The organism is Crossiella sp. NPDC003009 (assembly GCF_053591555.1).
The window spans coordinates 65,130-81,574 of the sequence record NZ_JBSFUA010000019.1 but is presented as its reverse complement, the minus strand read 5'-3'; the positions used below and the strand labels follow the sequence as shown (position 1 = coordinate 81,574).

11 protein-coding genes are annotated in these 16,445 nt (G+C 72.9%); 6 read left to right on the top strand and 5 right to left on the bottom strand.

Annotated elements, in window-relative coordinates; all coding sequences use genetic code 11:
- Positions 1–2 precede the first annotated feature (2 nt).
- From ACWDY5_RS21175 to ACWDY5_RS21150, 6 genes are read left to right on the top strand one after another with little or no spacing between them, the layout of a single operon-like run.
- Positions 3–341, top strand: coding sequence for a hypothetical protein (locus ACWDY5_RS21175; protein WP_449723891.1), 339 nt, complete (start codon positions 3–5; stop codon positions 339–341).
- Positions 338–1,807: a GMC family oxidoreductase N-terminal domain-containing protein gene (locus ACWDY5_RS21170; protein WP_449723890.1), complete on the top strand. Its 1,470-nt coding sequence runs from the start codon at positions 338–340 to the stop codon at positions 1,805–1,807. Before ACWDY5_RS21175 ends, ACWDY5_RS21170 begins: the two co-directional genes overlap by 4 nt.
- Positions 1,777–2,808, top strand: a complete 1,032-nt coding sequence (locus ACWDY5_RS21165; RefSeq protein WP_449723889.1) for an NAD-dependent epimerase/dehydratase family protein — start codon at positions 1,777–1,779, stop codon at positions 2,806–2,808. The genes ACWDY5_RS21170 and ACWDY5_RS21165 overlap by 31 nt, the downstream gene beginning before the upstream one ends.
- Before the next feature lie 10 nt (positions 2,809–2,818).
- Positions 2,819–3,853, top strand: coding sequence for an NAD-dependent epimerase/dehydratase family protein (locus tag ACWDY5_RS21160; RefSeq protein ID WP_449723888.1), 1,035 nt, complete (start codon positions 2,819–2,821; stop codon positions 3,851–3,853).
- On the top strand, positions 3,853–6,720 hold the full coding sequence (locus ACWDY5_RS21155) for an arabinosyltransferase domain-containing protein (protein WP_449723887.1): 2,868 nt from the start codon (positions 3,853–3,855) through the stop codon (positions 6,718–6,720). The genes ACWDY5_RS21160 and ACWDY5_RS21155 overlap by 1 nt, the downstream gene beginning before the upstream one ends.
- Complete coding sequence (locus ACWDY5_RS21150; RefSeq protein WP_449723886.1) at positions 6,717–9,626, top strand: arabinosyltransferase domain-containing protein; 2,910 nt, start codon at positions 6,717–6,719, stop codon at positions 9,624–9,626. Before ACWDY5_RS21155 ends, ACWDY5_RS21150 begins: the two co-directional genes overlap by 4 nt.
- On the opposite strand, the gene ACWDY5_RS21145 is transcribed toward ACWDY5_RS21150, so the two are convergent.
- The 5 genes from ACWDY5_RS21145 to ACWDY5_RS21125 form a co-directional block, all read right to left on the bottom strand.
- Entirely contained in the window at positions 9,623–10,864 is a 1,242-nt protein-coding gene (locus ACWDY5_RS21145; RefSeq protein ID WP_449723885.1) for an ATP-binding protein, read from the bottom strand. The genes ACWDY5_RS21150 and ACWDY5_RS21145 overlap by 4 nt on opposite strands.
- 97 nt (positions 10,865–10,961) lie before the next feature.
- On the bottom strand, positions 10,962–11,873 hold the full coding sequence (locus ACWDY5_RS21140; protein ID WP_449723884.1) for a decaprenyl-phosphate phosphoribosyltransferase: 912 nt from the start codon (positions 11,871–11,873) through the stop codon (positions 10,962–10,964).
- Positions 11,870–12,382 carry a phosphatase PAP2 family protein gene (locus ACWDY5_RS21135; RefSeq protein WP_449723883.1) on the bottom strand — a complete coding sequence of 171 codons (513 nt, stop codon included), beginning with the start codon at positions 12,380–12,382 and terminating at the stop codon, positions 11,870–11,872. The genes ACWDY5_RS21140 and ACWDY5_RS21135 overlap by 4 nt, the downstream gene beginning before the upstream one ends.
- A complete protein-coding gene (locus ACWDY5_RS21130; protein WP_449723882.1) occupies positions 12,379–14,283 on the bottom strand; it encodes a glycosyltransferase in 1,905 nt (634 codons plus the stop codon). The genes ACWDY5_RS21135 and ACWDY5_RS21130 overlap by 4 nt, the downstream gene beginning before the upstream one ends.
- 181 nt (positions 14,284–14,464) lie before the next feature.
- Positions 14,465–16,441, bottom strand: coding sequence for a glycosyltransferase (locus tag ACWDY5_RS21125; protein ID WP_449723881.1), 1,977 nt, complete (start codon positions 16,439–16,441; stop codon positions 14,465–14,467).
- Positions 16,442–16,445: the final 4 nt, after the last annotated feature.

Genomic DNA, 16,445 nt, shown 5'->3' with positions numbered 1-16,445 from the left:
CGATGTCCGTTCGCCGATCTCCGCACCGCCAGTTGCCCGGCCTGTTGGACCGGGTGGCGGTGTCGCTTGCGCCGAAGGTCACCGAGGCGTTGCTCCGGGTGGACCTGCCGGAGGCCAGTGTGGAGCAGCGGGCGGCCGCCGTGGCGCACGTGCGCGGGGCGGTGCTGGGCATGCCGGACCTGTTGCGGTGCGGGGTGGCCGTGGCGGCGCTGGGCTACCTGGTGGCGCGGCGGGTGCTGGGGCCTCGGGTGGACCGGCTGAACCTGCCGGTGGTGGCCGAGTTCGTGCGGCTGACCAGGGGGCTGGGGCTGGCCGGGGCGGTTGAGCGGGAGCGCCGGTGAGCCGGGTGTGGGATGCCCTGGTCATCGGGACCGGGCCGGGTGGGGCGGTCACCGCGCGGGCGCTGGCCGAGGCCGGGCTGCGGGTGCTCGCGGTCGAGGAGGGTGAGTGGACCGAGCCGGGCTCGGTGCCGCCGTTCTCGCTGGAGCAGATGCGGCGGCAGTACCGGGGTGGCGGGCTGACCGCGGCGCTGGGGCGGCCGTCGGTGGCCTACACCGAGGGGCGCGGGGTCGGCGGCGGATCCGAGGTGAACTCGGGGCTGTACCACCGGCCGTCGGCTGACCTGCTGGACGGCTGGTCGCGGGACTGGCGGATCGACGGGCTGGACGTGCCCGAGCTGTCCCCGCACAGCGACCTGGTGGAGAAGGAGCTCTCCGTCTCGACCCTGCCGTGGGCGCTGCCCGCCTCCTCCCAGGTGCTCGCCAGAGGGGCCGACGCGCTGGGCTGGCGCGGGTTCGAGGTGCCCAGGTGGGCGGTCTGCGAACAGCGCGACGGGCAGCGGCAGGTGCGCAGGCAGACCATGTCGGTCACCTACTGGCCCAGGGCCATCGCGGCCGGGGCCGAGCTGCGGCAGCGGAGCAGGGTGCTGCGGCTGGAGCTGGCCGGGCCGCGTGCGGTGGCCGCGGTGGTGCAGGATCTGGCCAGCGGGCGCACCGAGCGGGTGGTCTTCGAGCACGTGTTCGTGTGCGCGGGCGCGATCCAGACGCCCGCGCTGCTGCAGCGTTCGGGGCTGCGGCGCAACATCGGCGGGAACCTGTCCGTGCACCCCACGGTGAAGGTGACCGCCGAGTTCGACGAGCCGGTCAACGACGGTGACGTGCCGGTCTACCAGGTCAAGGAGTTCGGCTCGGCGCTGTCCTTCGGCGGCTCGGCCTCCCGGCCCTCGCTGCTGGCGCTGGCGCTGAGCGAGAACTGGCCCGCCTTCGGTCCCGCGCTGGCCCGCTGGGAGCAGCTCTTCGTCTACTACGCGGCGATCCAGAGCATCGGGCGCGGGCGGGTGCTGGCCGTGCCCGGCTTCACCGACCCGCTGGTCGCCTACCGGCTCACCCGCGGCGACCACGAGCTGCTGCGCACTGGGCTGGCCCGGCTGATGCACCTGCTGCTGGCCGCGGGCGCCAGCGTGCTCTATCCGTCCTTCCGCGGCGCGCCGGTGGTGGCCAACCCCGCCGGCATCGCCGCCGCGACCGCGGCCATGACCCCGGCCCGCGCCAGCCTGATGACCGTGCACCTGTGCGGGACGGTGCCGATGGGCGAGGATCTCGCCCGCTGCGGCGCCGACTCCTTCGGCCGGGTGCACGGCACGGTGAACGTGCACGTCAACGACGCCTCGCTGCTGCCGTCAGCGCCCGGCGTCAACCCTCAGGGCACCATCATGGCGGTCGCCGCGCGGAACGTGCAGCACTTCCTCGCCGGCCGCCTCGACTCCAGAAGGCCTCTATGTCCGACCTCGTTCCACCAGCTGAGCTGACCGTGCTGACCGGGGCCAGCGGCTGGTTCGGCCGCGCCTACCTGGCCCACCTCAAGGACACCACCGACCGCCGGGTGCGGGTGCTGGTTCCCGCCGCAGCCGACGTGCCAGGCGTGCTCGACGTGCACCCCGGGGCCGCGGTGCACGTCGGGGACATCGCCGACGCGGAGGTGACCCGCCGCCTGCTCGCCGGGGCCGAGGGCGCCGACGTGGTGCACGCGGCCGGGGTGATCCACCCGCGCCGCACCAGCGAGTTCACCAGGGTCAACGTGTTCGGCACCCAGGCGCTGCTGGCCGCGGCGCGCGGCGCCGGGGTGCGCAGGCTGACGCACATCTCCTCGAACTCGCCGTTCGGGGTGAACCCGCGCACCGACGAGGTGTTCCGGCACACCGAGCCGTACCGGCCCTACCTGGGCTACGGCGAGTCCAAGATGCACGCCGAGATCGCGGTGCTCAGCGCCAACGGCGACGGCCTGGAGACCACCGTGGTGCGGCCGCCGTGGTTCTACGGCGAGTGGCAGCCCGCGCGGCAGACCACCTTCTTCAGCCTGTGCAGGCACGGCCGGTTCCCGGTGCTCGGCGACGGGTCGATGCGCCGCTCGATGACCTACGTGGGCAACCTGATCCAGGGCGTCGAGCTGGCGTCCCGGCACGTGAAGGCACCGGGCAACGGCTACTGGGTGGCCGATGAGCGGCCCTACGCCATGCGCGAGGTGGTGGACACCGTGCGGCGGGTGCTGCGCGAGGAGGGCTACGCGATCTCCAAGCGGCAGCTGCGCTTCCCGCTCGTGCTCGGCGCGCTGGCCGAGCGCGCGGACCGGCTGCTGCAGGGCAGTGGCCGGTACAGCCAGGAGCTGCACGTGCTCGGCGAGCTGGACAAGACCATCGCCCGCGACATCGCCACCACCACCGCCGACCTGGGCTACCGGCCCTCGGTCGCGCTGGCCGAGGGCATGCGGCGCAGCATCCGCTGGTGCCGCGCCCGCGGCATCGACCTCTAGGAGAACTTCCGTGGCACAGACCGCCCTGGTGACCGGCGGGTCGGGGTACTTCGGCTCGCTGCTGGTGCGCAGGCTGCGCGAGCGCGGCGATGACGTGCGGGTGCTCGACCTCAACGACGCGGACGACCGGCCGTCCGAGGTGGACTTCGTGCGCGGGGACATCCGCGACGCCAACGCGGTGGAGCACGCCTGCGAGGACGTGGACGTGGTCTACCACAACGTGGCCCAGGTGCCGCTGGCCCGCGACGCCGGGCTGTTCGAGTCGGTGAACGTGGGTGGCACCGAGACCCTGCTGCGCGGCTGCGCGGACGCCGGGGTGCGCAAGGTCGTCTACACCTCCTCCTCGGCGGTTTTTGGTGTGCCGCAAGAGAATCCGGTGTTCCCGGACACCCAGCCGCGACCGGCGGAGGAGTACGGGCGGGCCAAGCACGCCGGTGAGCTGCTGTGCCGGGCCGCGGTGAGCAGGGGCTTGGACGTCTCGATCGTGCGGCCGCGGACCATCCTCGGGCACGGGCGGCTGGGCATCTTCGGCATCCTGTTCGACTGGATCGCCGACGGCGCGGACGTCTTCGTCTTCGGCAGCGGCGACAACATCTACCAGTTCGTGCACGCCAACGACCTGGCCGAGGCCTGCGCGCTGGCCGGGAAGCGGGCCGGGCCGGCCACCTACAACATCGGCGCACGCGAGTTCGGCACCATGCGGGCGGCGCTGGAGAACCTGTGCGCGCACGCGGGCACCGGCTCGAAGGTCCGCTCGCTGCCGGTGGGTCCGGCGGCGCTGGGCATGCGGGCCTCGGCCAAGCTGGGGCTGACCCCGTTCGGGCCGTACCACTGGATCATGTACTCGAAGTCGCTGTGGTTCGACACCTCGGCGGCCGAGCGGGACCTGGGCTGGCGGGCCGAGTACTCCACGGACGCGATGTTCGCCGACTCCTACGACTGGTTCCTGGCCAACCGGGGCGCGCTGGCCGGCGCCGGGGCCTCACACCACCGGTCCCCGGCCAAGCAGGGCGCGCTGACCCTGCTCAAGAAGATCATGCGGTGATGGCCCGGCGCTGGCCGCTGCTGCTGGCCCTGCTCGCGGTGCTGACCGGGCTGGTGCTGCCGCTGCTGCCGGTGCGGGTGGCCGACCCGGTGGTGAGCTGGCCTAAGCCGGGGGCACCGGCGGAGTCCACGGTGGCGCTGTTCCTGCCGTACCGGCCGCTGCGGGTGGAGCTGACCGTGTCCTGCGCGGTGCTGAACCAGCCGCAGCGGACCACCGTGTTCGCCACCTTCCGGCCCCAGGACGCGGATGCCAGACTGACCGGCCTGTACGTGTCCACTGTGGACGGTCGGGTGCAGGTGTCGGCCAGTGGGCGCGAGGTCTTCGGCGGGCCGGTCGGCGGGTCCGGGTGCCAGTACCGGGTGAGCGCGGCGGACGGGCGGATCGCGGTGCGCCGGGACGGCCTGGAGCTGGCCACGGCAGACGGGCCGGTGCCGCAGGTGGCCGCGTTCGCCACCGAGCTGCCGCCCGCGCTGGCCACCGGGCGGATCGAGGTCATCGCGCACGCCGACGCCCGGTTCCAGGCCAGTCCGACGCTGGTGAAGTACCTGCTGCTCGGACTGTCCGCGCTGCTCGCGCTGGGCTGCGCGGCGCTGCTGGCGCTGCGGTTCCGGCAACGGCGGCCGAGGTCCTGGCCGAAGCCGGGCCTGCCCGACCTCGTGGTGCCGGGGGTGCTCGCGGGCTGGGCGCTGATCGGGCCGATGACCACCGACGACGGCTTCTACGTGTGGATGGCGCGCAACACCGCCAACCTGGGCTACGTCGGCAACTACTACCACTGGTTCAACGTGCCGGAAGCGCCTTTTGGCACGCTGCAACGGTTCTTCGTGGAGTGGAGCGCGATCTCGCCGCACCCGCTGTGGCTGCGCGCGCCCTCGGTGCTGGCCGGGGTGCTGAGCTTCTGGCTGCTGCGCGGGATCCTGCGCCGGATCAGGGTCGCCGCGCCCGCGGTGCACGCGCCCGGCTGGCTGCTGGCCGCGGCGTTCCTGTGCTGGTGGCTGCCGCTGGACCTGGGTGTGCGGCCGGAGCCGCAGATCGCGCTGGCCACCGCGCTCACCGGCTACGCCGCGGTGCGCGCCCGGCTGGACCAGGCGCCTGCCTGGCTGGCCGGTGCGGCGCTGGTCGGCGGGGTCGCGGTGACCATCACGCCGAGTGGGCTGCTGGCGCTGGTGCCGCCGCTGCTGGCGCTGCCCTCGGTGCTGCGCGGGCTGTCCGGGACCGCCGAGCGGGTCACGCTGTGCGCGCTGCTGGTGGGCGCGGGGTCGATCGCGCTGCCGCTGGTGTTCACCGACATCAGCCTGGGCGGGTTGCTGGAGGCGACCGCGGTGCACGGCTGGTACGGCGCGCATTCGCCCTGGTACCTGGAGATCCAGCGGTACCAGGCGCTGCTCGGCGGGCTCGGCGAGCAGGGCGGCGTGCTGCGGCGGGTGCCGGTGCTGCTCGGCATCGCCGCGCTGGCGCTGGTCGCGGTGCTGCGCAGCCGGTACCGCGGCAGCGCGCTGGCCGGGGCGGCCACCTGGCCCTACGTCTGGCTGGCACTGGGTTTTGGCGTGCTGGCGCTCTCGCCCTCGAAGTGGACCCAGCACTTCGGCGCGCTCGCGGTCTTCGGCCCGCTCGCGCTGGCCTGCGCGTTCGGCAGCCTGCCGAGGCTGCTCGCCGAGGCGCGTGCGGGCTGGCTGCTGCGGCTGGGCTCGCTGGCACTGGTGGTGCTGCTGCTCGGGGTGGCCTGGCACGGGCCGAACTGGTGGTGGTCCTACTCCGACCGCGGCATGCCGTTCCGGCACGTGGAGCTCTTCGGCGGGATGCTGGGCAATCCGGTGCTGCTGCTGGCGGTCGGGCTGCTGGCCGGGCTGCTGATGGCCCGGCGGTGGCGGGCCACGCTCGGCTGGGCGGCCGCCGGGCTGGCCCAGGTGTCGATGGTGTTCGCGGTGCTGCTGGCGATCGGGCTGTTCACCTTCACCGCGGTGCGCGAGCCGTGGTCGCTGCGCTCGGCCTGCGGTATCGGGGACGCGATCAGGGTGCGCACCGACCGGGAACCGATGCGCGCGGAGGAAAAGCCGACGGTGCAAGGGTTTCTGCCCGGCTCCGGATTCCCCGGCGAGTCACCGCCGCCGCCCAGGACCGGGCCGGTGTGGGGCAGCTTCGCCGACCTGGACCGCGGCACCGGGCGGCTGAGCACCGGCTGGCACACCGCCGAGGTCGGGCCGGGTGACGTGCTGGTGGTGTCCGCGGCCGGGCTGACCGGGCGGGGCAACGAGCTGCGTGCCGAGGTCGAGCTGCCCGGTGCGGCGCCGGTCTCGGTGCGGCTGGACGACGAGCTGGACCGCCCGGAGTGGCGGGACTTCGTGCTGGGCACCGCGACCAGCGCCGGCACGGCCAGGGTGCGGGTGCTGGCGGTGGACGGCAGCGTGGGCCGGGGCGGCTGGCTCGCGGTGTCCGCGCCCGGCCGGGAGCACACCCACCCGCTGGCCGCCGACACCGGCGCCGACGACGGGCCGACGCTGGTGGACTGGCCGATCTCCTTCGCCCTGCCCTGCGCCCGGCCGCCGGTGCTGGCCAACGGCCTTGCCGAGCCGCCGGCCAGGGTCCTGCTGGCGGACAAGGACTACGCGGACATGGCCGCGATCACCAGGGACCCGCGGTGGGGCGGGGCGTATGCGAACCTGCTCTCCGTCGCCGGGTACCGAGGGGTGTCCACCCACCTGCCGGGGCGGCCGTGGGGGCGGTTCGTCGACCTGGCCTACGACTACCGGCTGGACGGGCACGCGGTGCGCGTCGAGCACCGGACCCGGCCCGGCTGGTGGCGCGGGCCGGGCATCGCGAACGAGGACTACTCCGGCCGCACCGACCCGAACAGGGCCCCGAGATGAACATCCGCGCCGTGCTCGCCCTTGCCCTCAGCACTGTCCTTTGTGGACTGGCGCTGCCGTTCGCGCCGGTGGTGGTGAACGATCCGGTGCTCAGCTGGCCCAAGGAGCCGGACCGGCCGGAGTCCAGCCTCGCCCTGCTGGTGCCGTACCGGCCGCTGAGCCTGGACGTCCGGCTGCCCTGCGCGACACTGCGCCAGCCCAAGCCGGACACCGTGGTCTTCGCCAGCCACCGGCCCGATGACGCGCACGGGGCGGCGCGCGGGCTGACCGTGCTGGCCGGGGCCGGGTCGGTGCGGATCAGCTCGGACGGGCTGGCGCTGCACCAGGGCGCGGCCCCCGCCGGGGACTGCGTGCTGCGGATCAGGGCCAGTACCGGCGAGACCGTGGTGGAGCTCGACGGCGACCGGCTGGCCGCCGCGCACCGGGACCCGCCGCAGCTCAGCGCGTTCGCCACCACGCTGACCCCGGCCGCGGCACGCGGGATGACCGCGGTGGCGCACACCGACGCCCGGTTCGAGAGCAGCCCGGCGCTGTTGAAGACGCTGCTGCTGGGCACCCAGGTGCTGTTGCTCGGCGGCTGCCTGTTCCTGTTGTGGCGCAACGACTCCCGACGGCGCAGGCGCTGGCTGCCGCGTCGGCTGGGCTGGCTGGACGGGGTGGTCTTCGCGGTGCTCGGCGGCTGGGCGGTGGCCGGGCCGATGACCGACGACGACGGGTTCTACGCGGCGATGGCGCGGGCCGCGGCGGACACCGGATACGTGGGCAACTACTACCACTGGTTCAACGTCACCGAGGCCCCGTTCAGCCTGCTGCAACAGCTGCTCACGCCGTGGGTGCTGATCAGCCAGGCGCCGCTGTGGCTGCGGCTGCCCTCGCTGCTGGCCTGCTTCGGCACCTGGCTGGTGCTCAGCCGCGGTGTGCTGCCCAGGCTGACCGGCCAGCAGCCGCGGATCCTGACCGCGGCGGTGCTGCTGTGCTGGCTGCTGCCCTTCGGCATCGGCGTGCGGCCGGAGCCGTGGGTGGCGCTGGGTTCGGCCTCGGTGCTCGCGCTGGTGCTGCGCGCGCTGGCGCACGGCCGGGTGTTCCCGCTGGGTGTGGCCGCCGCGCTGGCCGGGCTGTGCGCGGCGATCACGCCGAGCGGGCTGATCGCGTTCACCCCGTTCCTGGGGCTGGCCCGGCCGCTGAGCCGGTTGCTGCGCGCCAAGCAGGGCGCGGTGCTGGTGCTGGCCTGCGCGAGCACCGGGCTGACCGCGGTGTTCGCCGACACCAGCCTGGGCGCGGTGCTGGAGGCGACCAGGGTGCACAGCGAGATCGGCCCCGCGCTGCACTGGTACGAGGAGATCGTCCGGTACTTCTTCCTGCTGGACGAGGGCAGCATGGGGTCCTTCGCCCGGCGGCTGCCGGTGCTGCTGGCGCTCGGGCTGCTCCTGCTGCTGCCGGTGCTGCGGCTGCGCATCCGCAACCGGGGCGAGGGGCTGCCGCCACTGACCGCCGCGGCCGGCCCGGCGATCGCGCTGGCCGCCGGGATCGGCCTGCTGTGGCTGGCGCCGTCGAAGTGGACGCACCACTTCGGCTCGCTGACCGCGCTGGCCACCCTGGTCACCGCGCTGGTGCTGGCCGAGCTGCCCGCCGCGCTACGGCTGGCCGGGCACACCTGGCGCGGCGGGCTGGCGCTGACCGCGGCCAGCGCGGTGCTGGTCGCGCTGGCGCTGGCCGGGCCGAACACCTGGTACGGCTACTCGCAGTTCGGGGTGGACCCCAAGCTGCCCTCGATCCTGGCCAACCCGTTGCTGTGGCTGGCGATCGGCCTCGGCCTGGCCTGGCTCTGGCGCGACCTGCTGCCCGCGCCGAGGATGGTCCTGGTGCTGGGCCTGGCCACCAGCCTGCTGCTCACCATCGGCACCGTGGCGCTGTCCACCTGGCGGCTGCGCGACTCCTGGTCCATGGCCGGGGAGAACGTCCGGCACGTGACCGGCCGCAGCTGTGGGATGGCCGATGAGGTCAGCACCCTAGCCTACCAGCGGCTGGTCCCGCAGGGCACGGCTCCCTCCCCCGGCGGCGCGCCGAACCCGCCGCCGGAGGACCAGCCGGTGTGGGGCACCTTCGGCAGGCTGGGCGGTCCGGGCCACGAGTGGTTCACCGGCGAGGTCATCACCCCCTGGTTCACCCTGCCCGCGCTCGGTCCGGGCCAGGACATCTCGGTGCAGCTGGCCGGCAAACTCACCGGCGGCAACAACGCGTCCGTCCACTTCGGACACCAGGGCCAGGTGCTCGCCGAACAGACCCTCACCGACGCGCTGGACAGCCCGGACTGGCGCGAGTCCGGCCTGAACCCGCCGCAGGGCGCCACCCAGGTCCGGGTCCGGCTGCGGGACGGCACGGTCGGCGCGGGCGGCTGGCTGGCCGGCACCGCCCCCCGCCTGCGCAGCGCACACCCGCTGCTGGCCCTGCTCGGCCAGGACCGCCCGGTGATGATCGACTGGCAGCTGTCCCTTGCCTTCCCCTGCCTGCGCGCGGCCAAGATCAGCCACGGCCTCACCGAAGCCCCGGAGTACGTGCTGGTCCCCCGAATCCGCGACCGCTGCAAGCGCTACGGCGCCGCCTGCCTGCCCTTCGGCGTCCCCGGCATCGCCCGCGAGGAACCCCAGGGCGGCTCGTTCCTGCCGGCCCACCAGGCCGCCGCGGCCCGCCCCGAGCTGCCCACCCGGTTCGCCGGACTGCCGGAGCGGAGCAGGCGGATGGGCGATGACTGGGGGGCGCTGATCCGGTACGAGTATCCATTCGGCGGGCATGGGTACCGGCTGGAGCTGCGGGAACGGTCGATGGTCGGGTGGGAGTGGGGGTGGCGGCAGCCGATCGTGCCGTCGGTGGAGAAGCAGCGTGAGGATTATGCGGACACGCCCTAGGCCCAGATGGTGCTGATGGGGGCGGCGGTGATGCGGTCGCCCATCGGGAAGATGTGCGGGCCGGTGTGCAGGACGACACCGTGCACGAACTTCTCGCCGAGCTGGTCGCGCAACCACATCAGGTGCTGGGCGTCGGTGGTCTTCGGCGCCGCGGTGGCCTTGATCTCGATGCCGATCACCCGGTGCGCGTCCAGCTCCACGAGCAGGTCCACCTCGTGCCGGCCGCCCTGGTCCCGCAGGTGGTAGAGCTTCGGATCATGCTCGCTGAGCGGTAGCTCGGCGCGGAGCTGCGCGAAGACGAAGGTGTCCAGGAACCGGCCGAGCAGGTCGCCGTCCCGGAGCAGGCCCTCCTCGTCCAGGCCCAGCGCCGCGGCGAGCAGGCCGGGGTCGAGCACGTACCGTTTGGGGCCGCGGACCAGCCGCTTCAGGCGGTTGGAGTGCCAGGCCGGCAGGGCCGCGACCACGAACAGGTTGGTCAGTAAACGCTCGTACGCCTCGCCGGTCTTCCGGTTCAGGCCCGCGGTGTCCAGCAGCGTCTGCTCGGTGACCAGACCGGCGGTGTTCAGCGCGTACGCCTCGAAGTACCGGCTGAGCCGGGCCGGATCGCGCAGCACGTCGACCTGGGCCAGGTCCCTGGTGAACAGCTGGTCGAGATAGCTGCGTGCCCACCGTCTGCGGCCTCGTTCGCTCAGGTGCAGGGCGGCCTCCGGGAACCCGCCCTGCAACGCCACCCGCAGGTAGGCACGCAGGTCGACCCGGGTGGCCGGGGTGCTCAGCCCGGCCGCGCCTCCGGCGGCGACGCGGTCGATGAACGGGGGCCTGGTCAGGTCCGCGCCGAGCAGTTCCCGGATGGTCAGGCCGGACATGTCGACCCGCAGCAGGCGGCCGGTGCCCGGCCAGGTCTGCTGTTCCAGGTCGGCGTGCACCGAGCCGGTGACGATGAACCGGCCGGGCCTGCGTTCGGTGTCGACCGCTCGTTTGACCGCACCCAGCACGGACGGCACCAACTGCCACTCGTCGAGCAGCACCGGCTCCGGCAGCCCGCGCAACACGACATCGGGATCGGCGGCCATCGCCGAGGCCTCGGCGGGCTGGTCCAGGCGGATGATCGTCTTCGCGTGCTCGGCGGCGCTGGTCGTCTTGCCGACACCGCGGGGACCGAGCACCAGCAGGGCGGGGAACTCGGCGACCAGGTCAGCGATCAGCGGATCGCAGAGACGAGCCAGGTAGGCTGGCATGGCACCACAATACCAGTTCTATGCAGTTGCTGGTACCGATTCTATGCATTTGGCAGTACTGGTTTCATGCATGGTTGGGTGCTGTTCTCATGCAGGGTTAGCTCAGGTAGACCGCGATCGAGAGGGTGGCCAGCCAGCACAGGCCGAGGGCTTGCAGGGGGCGGTCGGAGAGGATCAGGTGTTCTGGGGCTCCGGCGTTGGCGCTGTCCACGTCGACGGCGTAGCGGAGCACGGCCATCACGAACGGGATCATGGAGAGCACGGCCCAGACCGAGTGTGAGCGTTCGCGGATCTCGAAGGCCCACAGGCCGTAGGTCATGATCAGGACGGTGGCCGAGCTGCCCCAGACGAAGCGCAGGTAGGACGTGGAGTAGCGGTCCAGGCTGCGGCGGATGCGGGCGCCGGTGCGTTCGGTGTAGCGGAGCTCGGCGTAGCGCTTGCCGGCGACCATGAACAGCGAGCCGAAGGCCGCGGCCAGCAGGAACCACTGGGACAGCACGATCCCTGCGGCGGCGCCGCCCGCGATGGCGCGCAGCAGGAAGCCGGAGGCGACGATGCACAGGTCGATCACCGGCTGGTGCTTGAGCGCGAGGCAGTAGCCGAACTGCACGGCCAGGTAGACCGCGACCACGGCGGCCAGGTCCAGGCTGGCCACGGTGGCGGTGGCCAGCGCGCCGGTGAGCAGCACCGCGGCCAGGGCGAGGGCCAGCCGGGGCGGCACGAGGCCGGCGGCGATCGGGCGGTGGCACTTCACCGGGTGAGCGCGGTCGGCTTCCACGTCCCGGACGTCGTTGACCAGGTAGATCGTCGACCCGGCCAGGCAGAACGCGGCGAAGGCGATACCCGCGGCGGCCAGCACCCTGGGGTCGCCGACCGTGCCGCTGGCGAACGGGGCGGCCAGCACCAGCACGTTCTTCACCCACTGGCGCGGGCGCACCGCGCGGACCAGGCCGCGCAGCTGGACGCCGACGCCGAGGCTGGGCGCCTGGGCGATCGCCGAGGCGGTCACCGGAGCAGCCCCATGGCCGAGCGCACGCCGGCGCCGACCGCGGCGCCGAGAGCGGCACCGGCCAGCACGTCGCTCGGGTAGTGCACGCCGAGCACCAGCCTGCTCAGCGCCATCGGCGGCACCACCGCGGACAGCAGCACCGGGGTGGCGTGCCTGCCCGCGAGGCCGCCGAGCAGGACCGCGGCGGCGGTGGAGCTGGTGGCGTGCGCGGACGGGAAGCTCAGCGTGCTGGGCGTGGCGGCGCGGACCTCGATGTCCGGGTGGTCCGGGCGCGGGCGGCGGACCGCGCGCTTGACCGCGATGGAGGCCGCGTGCGCCAGCGCCACCCCGGCGGTGGCGGCCAGCCACTGCCGCCGGCGGCCGCGGTCCAGGGCCGCGCCTGCCGCGCCCAGCGCCAGCCAGCCCGCGGCGTGCTCGCCGAAGAGCGAGAGCGCCTTGGCCGAGCCGATCGCCCGCCGGTCCGCCAGGGTGCGCTGGATGCTCTGCAGGGCAAGGAGTTCCAGCCTCATCGCTCGCCACCGAAGGCCTGCTGCCACGCCTCGTGCGCGGTCAGGTCCGGCAGCGCGCGGCGGAAGTCCTTGCGGCTGCGCGGGAACTCGCGCAGCAGCCGCAGGTGGTTGCCCAGCGCGCGGCTGAGCAGCTTCCAGAAGACCCTGGGATCACGCTTGCGGAAGGCCACTCCCCTGCCGTCGGCGGTGGCCACGGTCGCGCCGTCCAGCCTGGCCAGCAGGAACCAGCGGGCGTCCTGGGCCGGGATGTTCAGCTGCGGGCGGAGCAGGTGTTTGGTGTTGGTGGGCAACACGTTGTGCACGAGCGCGGAGAGCAGGGTGCGCGCGATGGTGAGCGGGTTGCCCGGCGGGCGCAGGAACCGCTCGGCCTTCACCGCGTCCATCGAGGGCAGCGGCAGCCGCCTGGCCGAGGGCAGCACCCGGCCGTCGTCGTACTCGGCGCGCTGCTCGCGGATCTCGCCGAGTGCCGTGGGCAGCTTGCGGAACAGCGACTTCGGGCCGTCCAGGAAGTCCCTGATCGCCATGTCCTGCAAGGCGACCGTGGAGTACTCCAGGGACAGCAGGTGCTTGAGCGTGCTGCGCAGGCTGTGCCGGACCAGCTCGCCGCCGCGCGGGTGCGGGCTGTACAGCGCGGCCGCGACCAGCCGGTTGCGCAGGTGGAAGTAGGCCTGCCAGTCGGTGGAGTCGTCCTTGTCCGACCACGGCATGTGCCAGATCGCCACCCCGGGCAGGGTCGCGGTCGGATAGCCGGCCCGCCCGGCGCGCAGGCCGAACTCCGCGTCGTCCCACTTGATGAACAGCGGCAGCGGCAGCCCGATCTTCTGCACCACCTGCCGCGGGATCAGGCACATCCACCAGCCGTTGTAGTCCACGTCGATGCGCCGGTGCAGGATGGGCGCCTCGCGCAGCGACTCCTTGGCGAAGTCGTGGTCGTAGGTCACGTTCGGCGCGGCCCGCCACATGAACTTGCGCCGGTCCACCACCTCGCCCATGGAGTGCAGGTGCGAGCGGGCCTGCAGGTTGAGCATCTGCCCGCCGACCAGGGTCGGGTGCTCGGCGTAGCGGGCGAAGGCCAGTGCGCGCAGGATCGAGTCCGGCTCGATCACGATGTCGTCGTCCATCAGCAGGATCTGCTCGCAGTCGGTGCCGCGCACCGCCTCGTGCATCACCCTGGCGAACCCGCCGGAGCCGCCGAGGTTCGGCTGGTCGTGCACCCGCAGTCGCTCGCCCAGCCGGGCCGCCGCGACCTCAAAACCGTTGGCGTCACTGACTTTCCGGTTGCCCTGGTCGGCCACGATGACCGCCTGCACCGCCGCCAGCACCAGCGGATCGGCGCCGATCGCGGCCAGCGCGCCGACGCAGTCGTCCGGCCGGTTGAAGGTGCAGATGCCGATGGCCACCGAGCCGGGCCGCAGCGGCGCGGCGGCCGCGTGCCAGCCGGCCGCGAGCAGGGTGACCTCGTGCTCCTCCTCGGTGGTGATGTCGAACCAGTACCAGCCGCCGTCCTCGAACGGGGCCAGGTCAAGCGTGAAGCACAGGTCCGAGCGCTTGCCTCCTTCACGGACCTCGCCGCCCACGTGGATCTGGGTGCCGTCGGCCTTGGAGCGGTACAGGTCCACCCGGCAGTCGCCGTCCACGCTCAGCCGCAGCTCGACCTGCTCCAGCGTGGTCCACCGCCGCCAGTAGCTGGCCGGGAAGGCGTTGAAGTAGGTGGCGAAGGAGACCTCGGACTGCTCGGGGATGCGCAACGCGGTGCGGGACAACGGTTTCGCCCGCCGCTGGTTGGTCCGGTCCTCGTCGACGTAGAGCGCGCGCACGTCCAGCGGGTCGCCGGGCCGGGGCAGGATGATCCGCTGCAGCAACGTTGCCTGGGGCGCGGTCGGCTGCTGGGGCAGGCTCACGGACTGCTCCGTGGTCGAGCTGGACATCGTGGGGGGACCTCGTCTGGGAGCGGGGGCGCGGGCAGATCCTCGCGCGACACAGAAAAACCCAAGAGGGGACGGCGCATTCGCCGCCCCCTCTTGGGCATCGGTCCACTTCGGACGAACCTCAAGGCCTGAAGATCAGCCCATCGGGTGGTTATCAGCCGTGGAAGGTCTGCTTCCAGGCTTCCTTGCTGGTCAGCTCGGGCAGCGCCTTGCGGTAGGCGCGCTTGAGCCGCGGCCACTCCTGCACCAGGCGGCGGTGGTTGGCCGCCGCGCGGGCCATCAGCTGGCGGAAGACCTTCGGGTCACGCCGCCGGAAGGCGACGCCGCTGCCGTCGGCGTTGGACACGGTGGCGCTGTCCAGCGAACCGAGCAGGAACCACCGCGCGCCCTGGGCGGGCACGTTGATCTGCGGGCGGTCCAGCGCGTCCTGGCTGGGCTCCTGCAGGTGGTGGGCCAGCGAAAGCGCCGCGCGGGCCGCGATCACCACCGGGTTCACCGGCGGCTTGAGCAGCCGCTCGGCCCTCACCGGGTCGAAGGTCGGGGCCGGGAACTCACCGGCCGACGGCAGGATCTGCGCGTCGGTGTAGCCCTTGCGCAGCTCCCGCACCTCGGCCAGCGAGGTGGGCAGGTTCGCGAACAGCCGGTCCGGTCCGGCCAGGAAGTCCTCGATCGCCTTCTGGTGCAGCACGACCGTGGAGTACTCCATGGAGAACAGGTGCCGCAGCGAGGACTTCAGGCCCTGCTTGAGCAGCGTGCCGCGCACGTCGTACGGCGAGTGCAGCGCGGCCATGATCAGCCGGTTGCGCACGTGGAAGTACGCCGTCCAGTCGGTGGCGTCGTCCTTGTCCGTCCACGGCATGTGCCAGATCGCCGAGCCGGGCAGGCTGACCGTCGGGTAGCCGTGCTCCAGCGCGCGCAGCGAGTACTCGGCGTCGTCCCACTTGATGAACAGCGGGAGCGGCAGGCCGATCTCCTCCACGATCTGCCGCGGGAAGGTGCACATCCACCAGCCGTTGTAGGTGCCGTGGATGCGCGGGTGCAGTTCCTTGGTCTCGCGCAGCGAGTCGGTGGCGAAGTCGTGGTCGGTGAGCGCGCCGGGCGCCGGCCGCCAGAAGCACTCCTTGAGGTCGACCACCTCGCCCGTGGTGTGCAGGCGGGTACGGGCCTGCAGGTTCATCATGTGCGAGCCGACGACCACCGGGTTGACCAGCGAGCGGGTGAACGCGTTGGCGCGCAGCACGCTGTCCGGTTCCAGGCGCACGTCGTCGTCGAGCAGCATGACCTGCTCGCAGCCGGTGTTCTCCAGGAACTCGTAGAACACGCGGGCGAAACCGCCGGAGCCGCCCAGGTTGGCCTGCTCGATGACCTCGAGCTTGTCGCCGAGCAGCTTGACGGCCTTGTCGTAGCCGGGGGTGTCCTTGACCTTCTGGTTCGGGCCCTGGTCCACCACGATGACCTTGCCGACCACGTCCAGCACGGCCGGGTCCTCGCCAAGGGCCTGCAGCGCGATCACCGCGTCGGCCGGGCGGATGGTGGTGATGCCGACCGCGGTGCGCTGCGTCGGCAGCTCCTGGTCGGTGGTCCAGGCCGCGTCCTTGATCTCCAGCGCGCCCTCGTCGGTGAAGACGTCGAACCAGAGCCAGCCGCCGTCCTCGAACGGCTGCAGGGAGATCCGGAACTCCAGCTGGGTCCACGCCTTGGTGCTGCGCACCGGGCGGCCCTGCAGGTGCACGATGTCGCCGTTGGGCTTGGAGCGGTAGACGTCCAGGCGCCCGACGCCCTTGACCGTCATGCGCAGCACGGTCTCGGTGATCGTGGTCCAGCGCTTCCAGTAGGAGGCGGGCAGCGCGTTGAAGTAGGTGGAGAAGGACACCTTGGCCGAGGCCGGGACGTGGACCGACCGGCGCGAGGTGACGTGGCAGCGGTTGGCGGCCGTCTCCGGCTCGTCCAGGTACAGCGGCCGCACATCCAGCGGGTCATCTTCGCGGGGAAGGATGATCCGCCACAGGATCTGGCTCGCGGGCACCTCGTTGGCCTTGGGCGCCACGCGCGACGAGGTCACGTCGCTGAGCTTGGTGTCCTGGGCGTGTTCTGCGGCGGCTGGGGTGCCGCCAACCTGCTGCTCCGTCACGTTC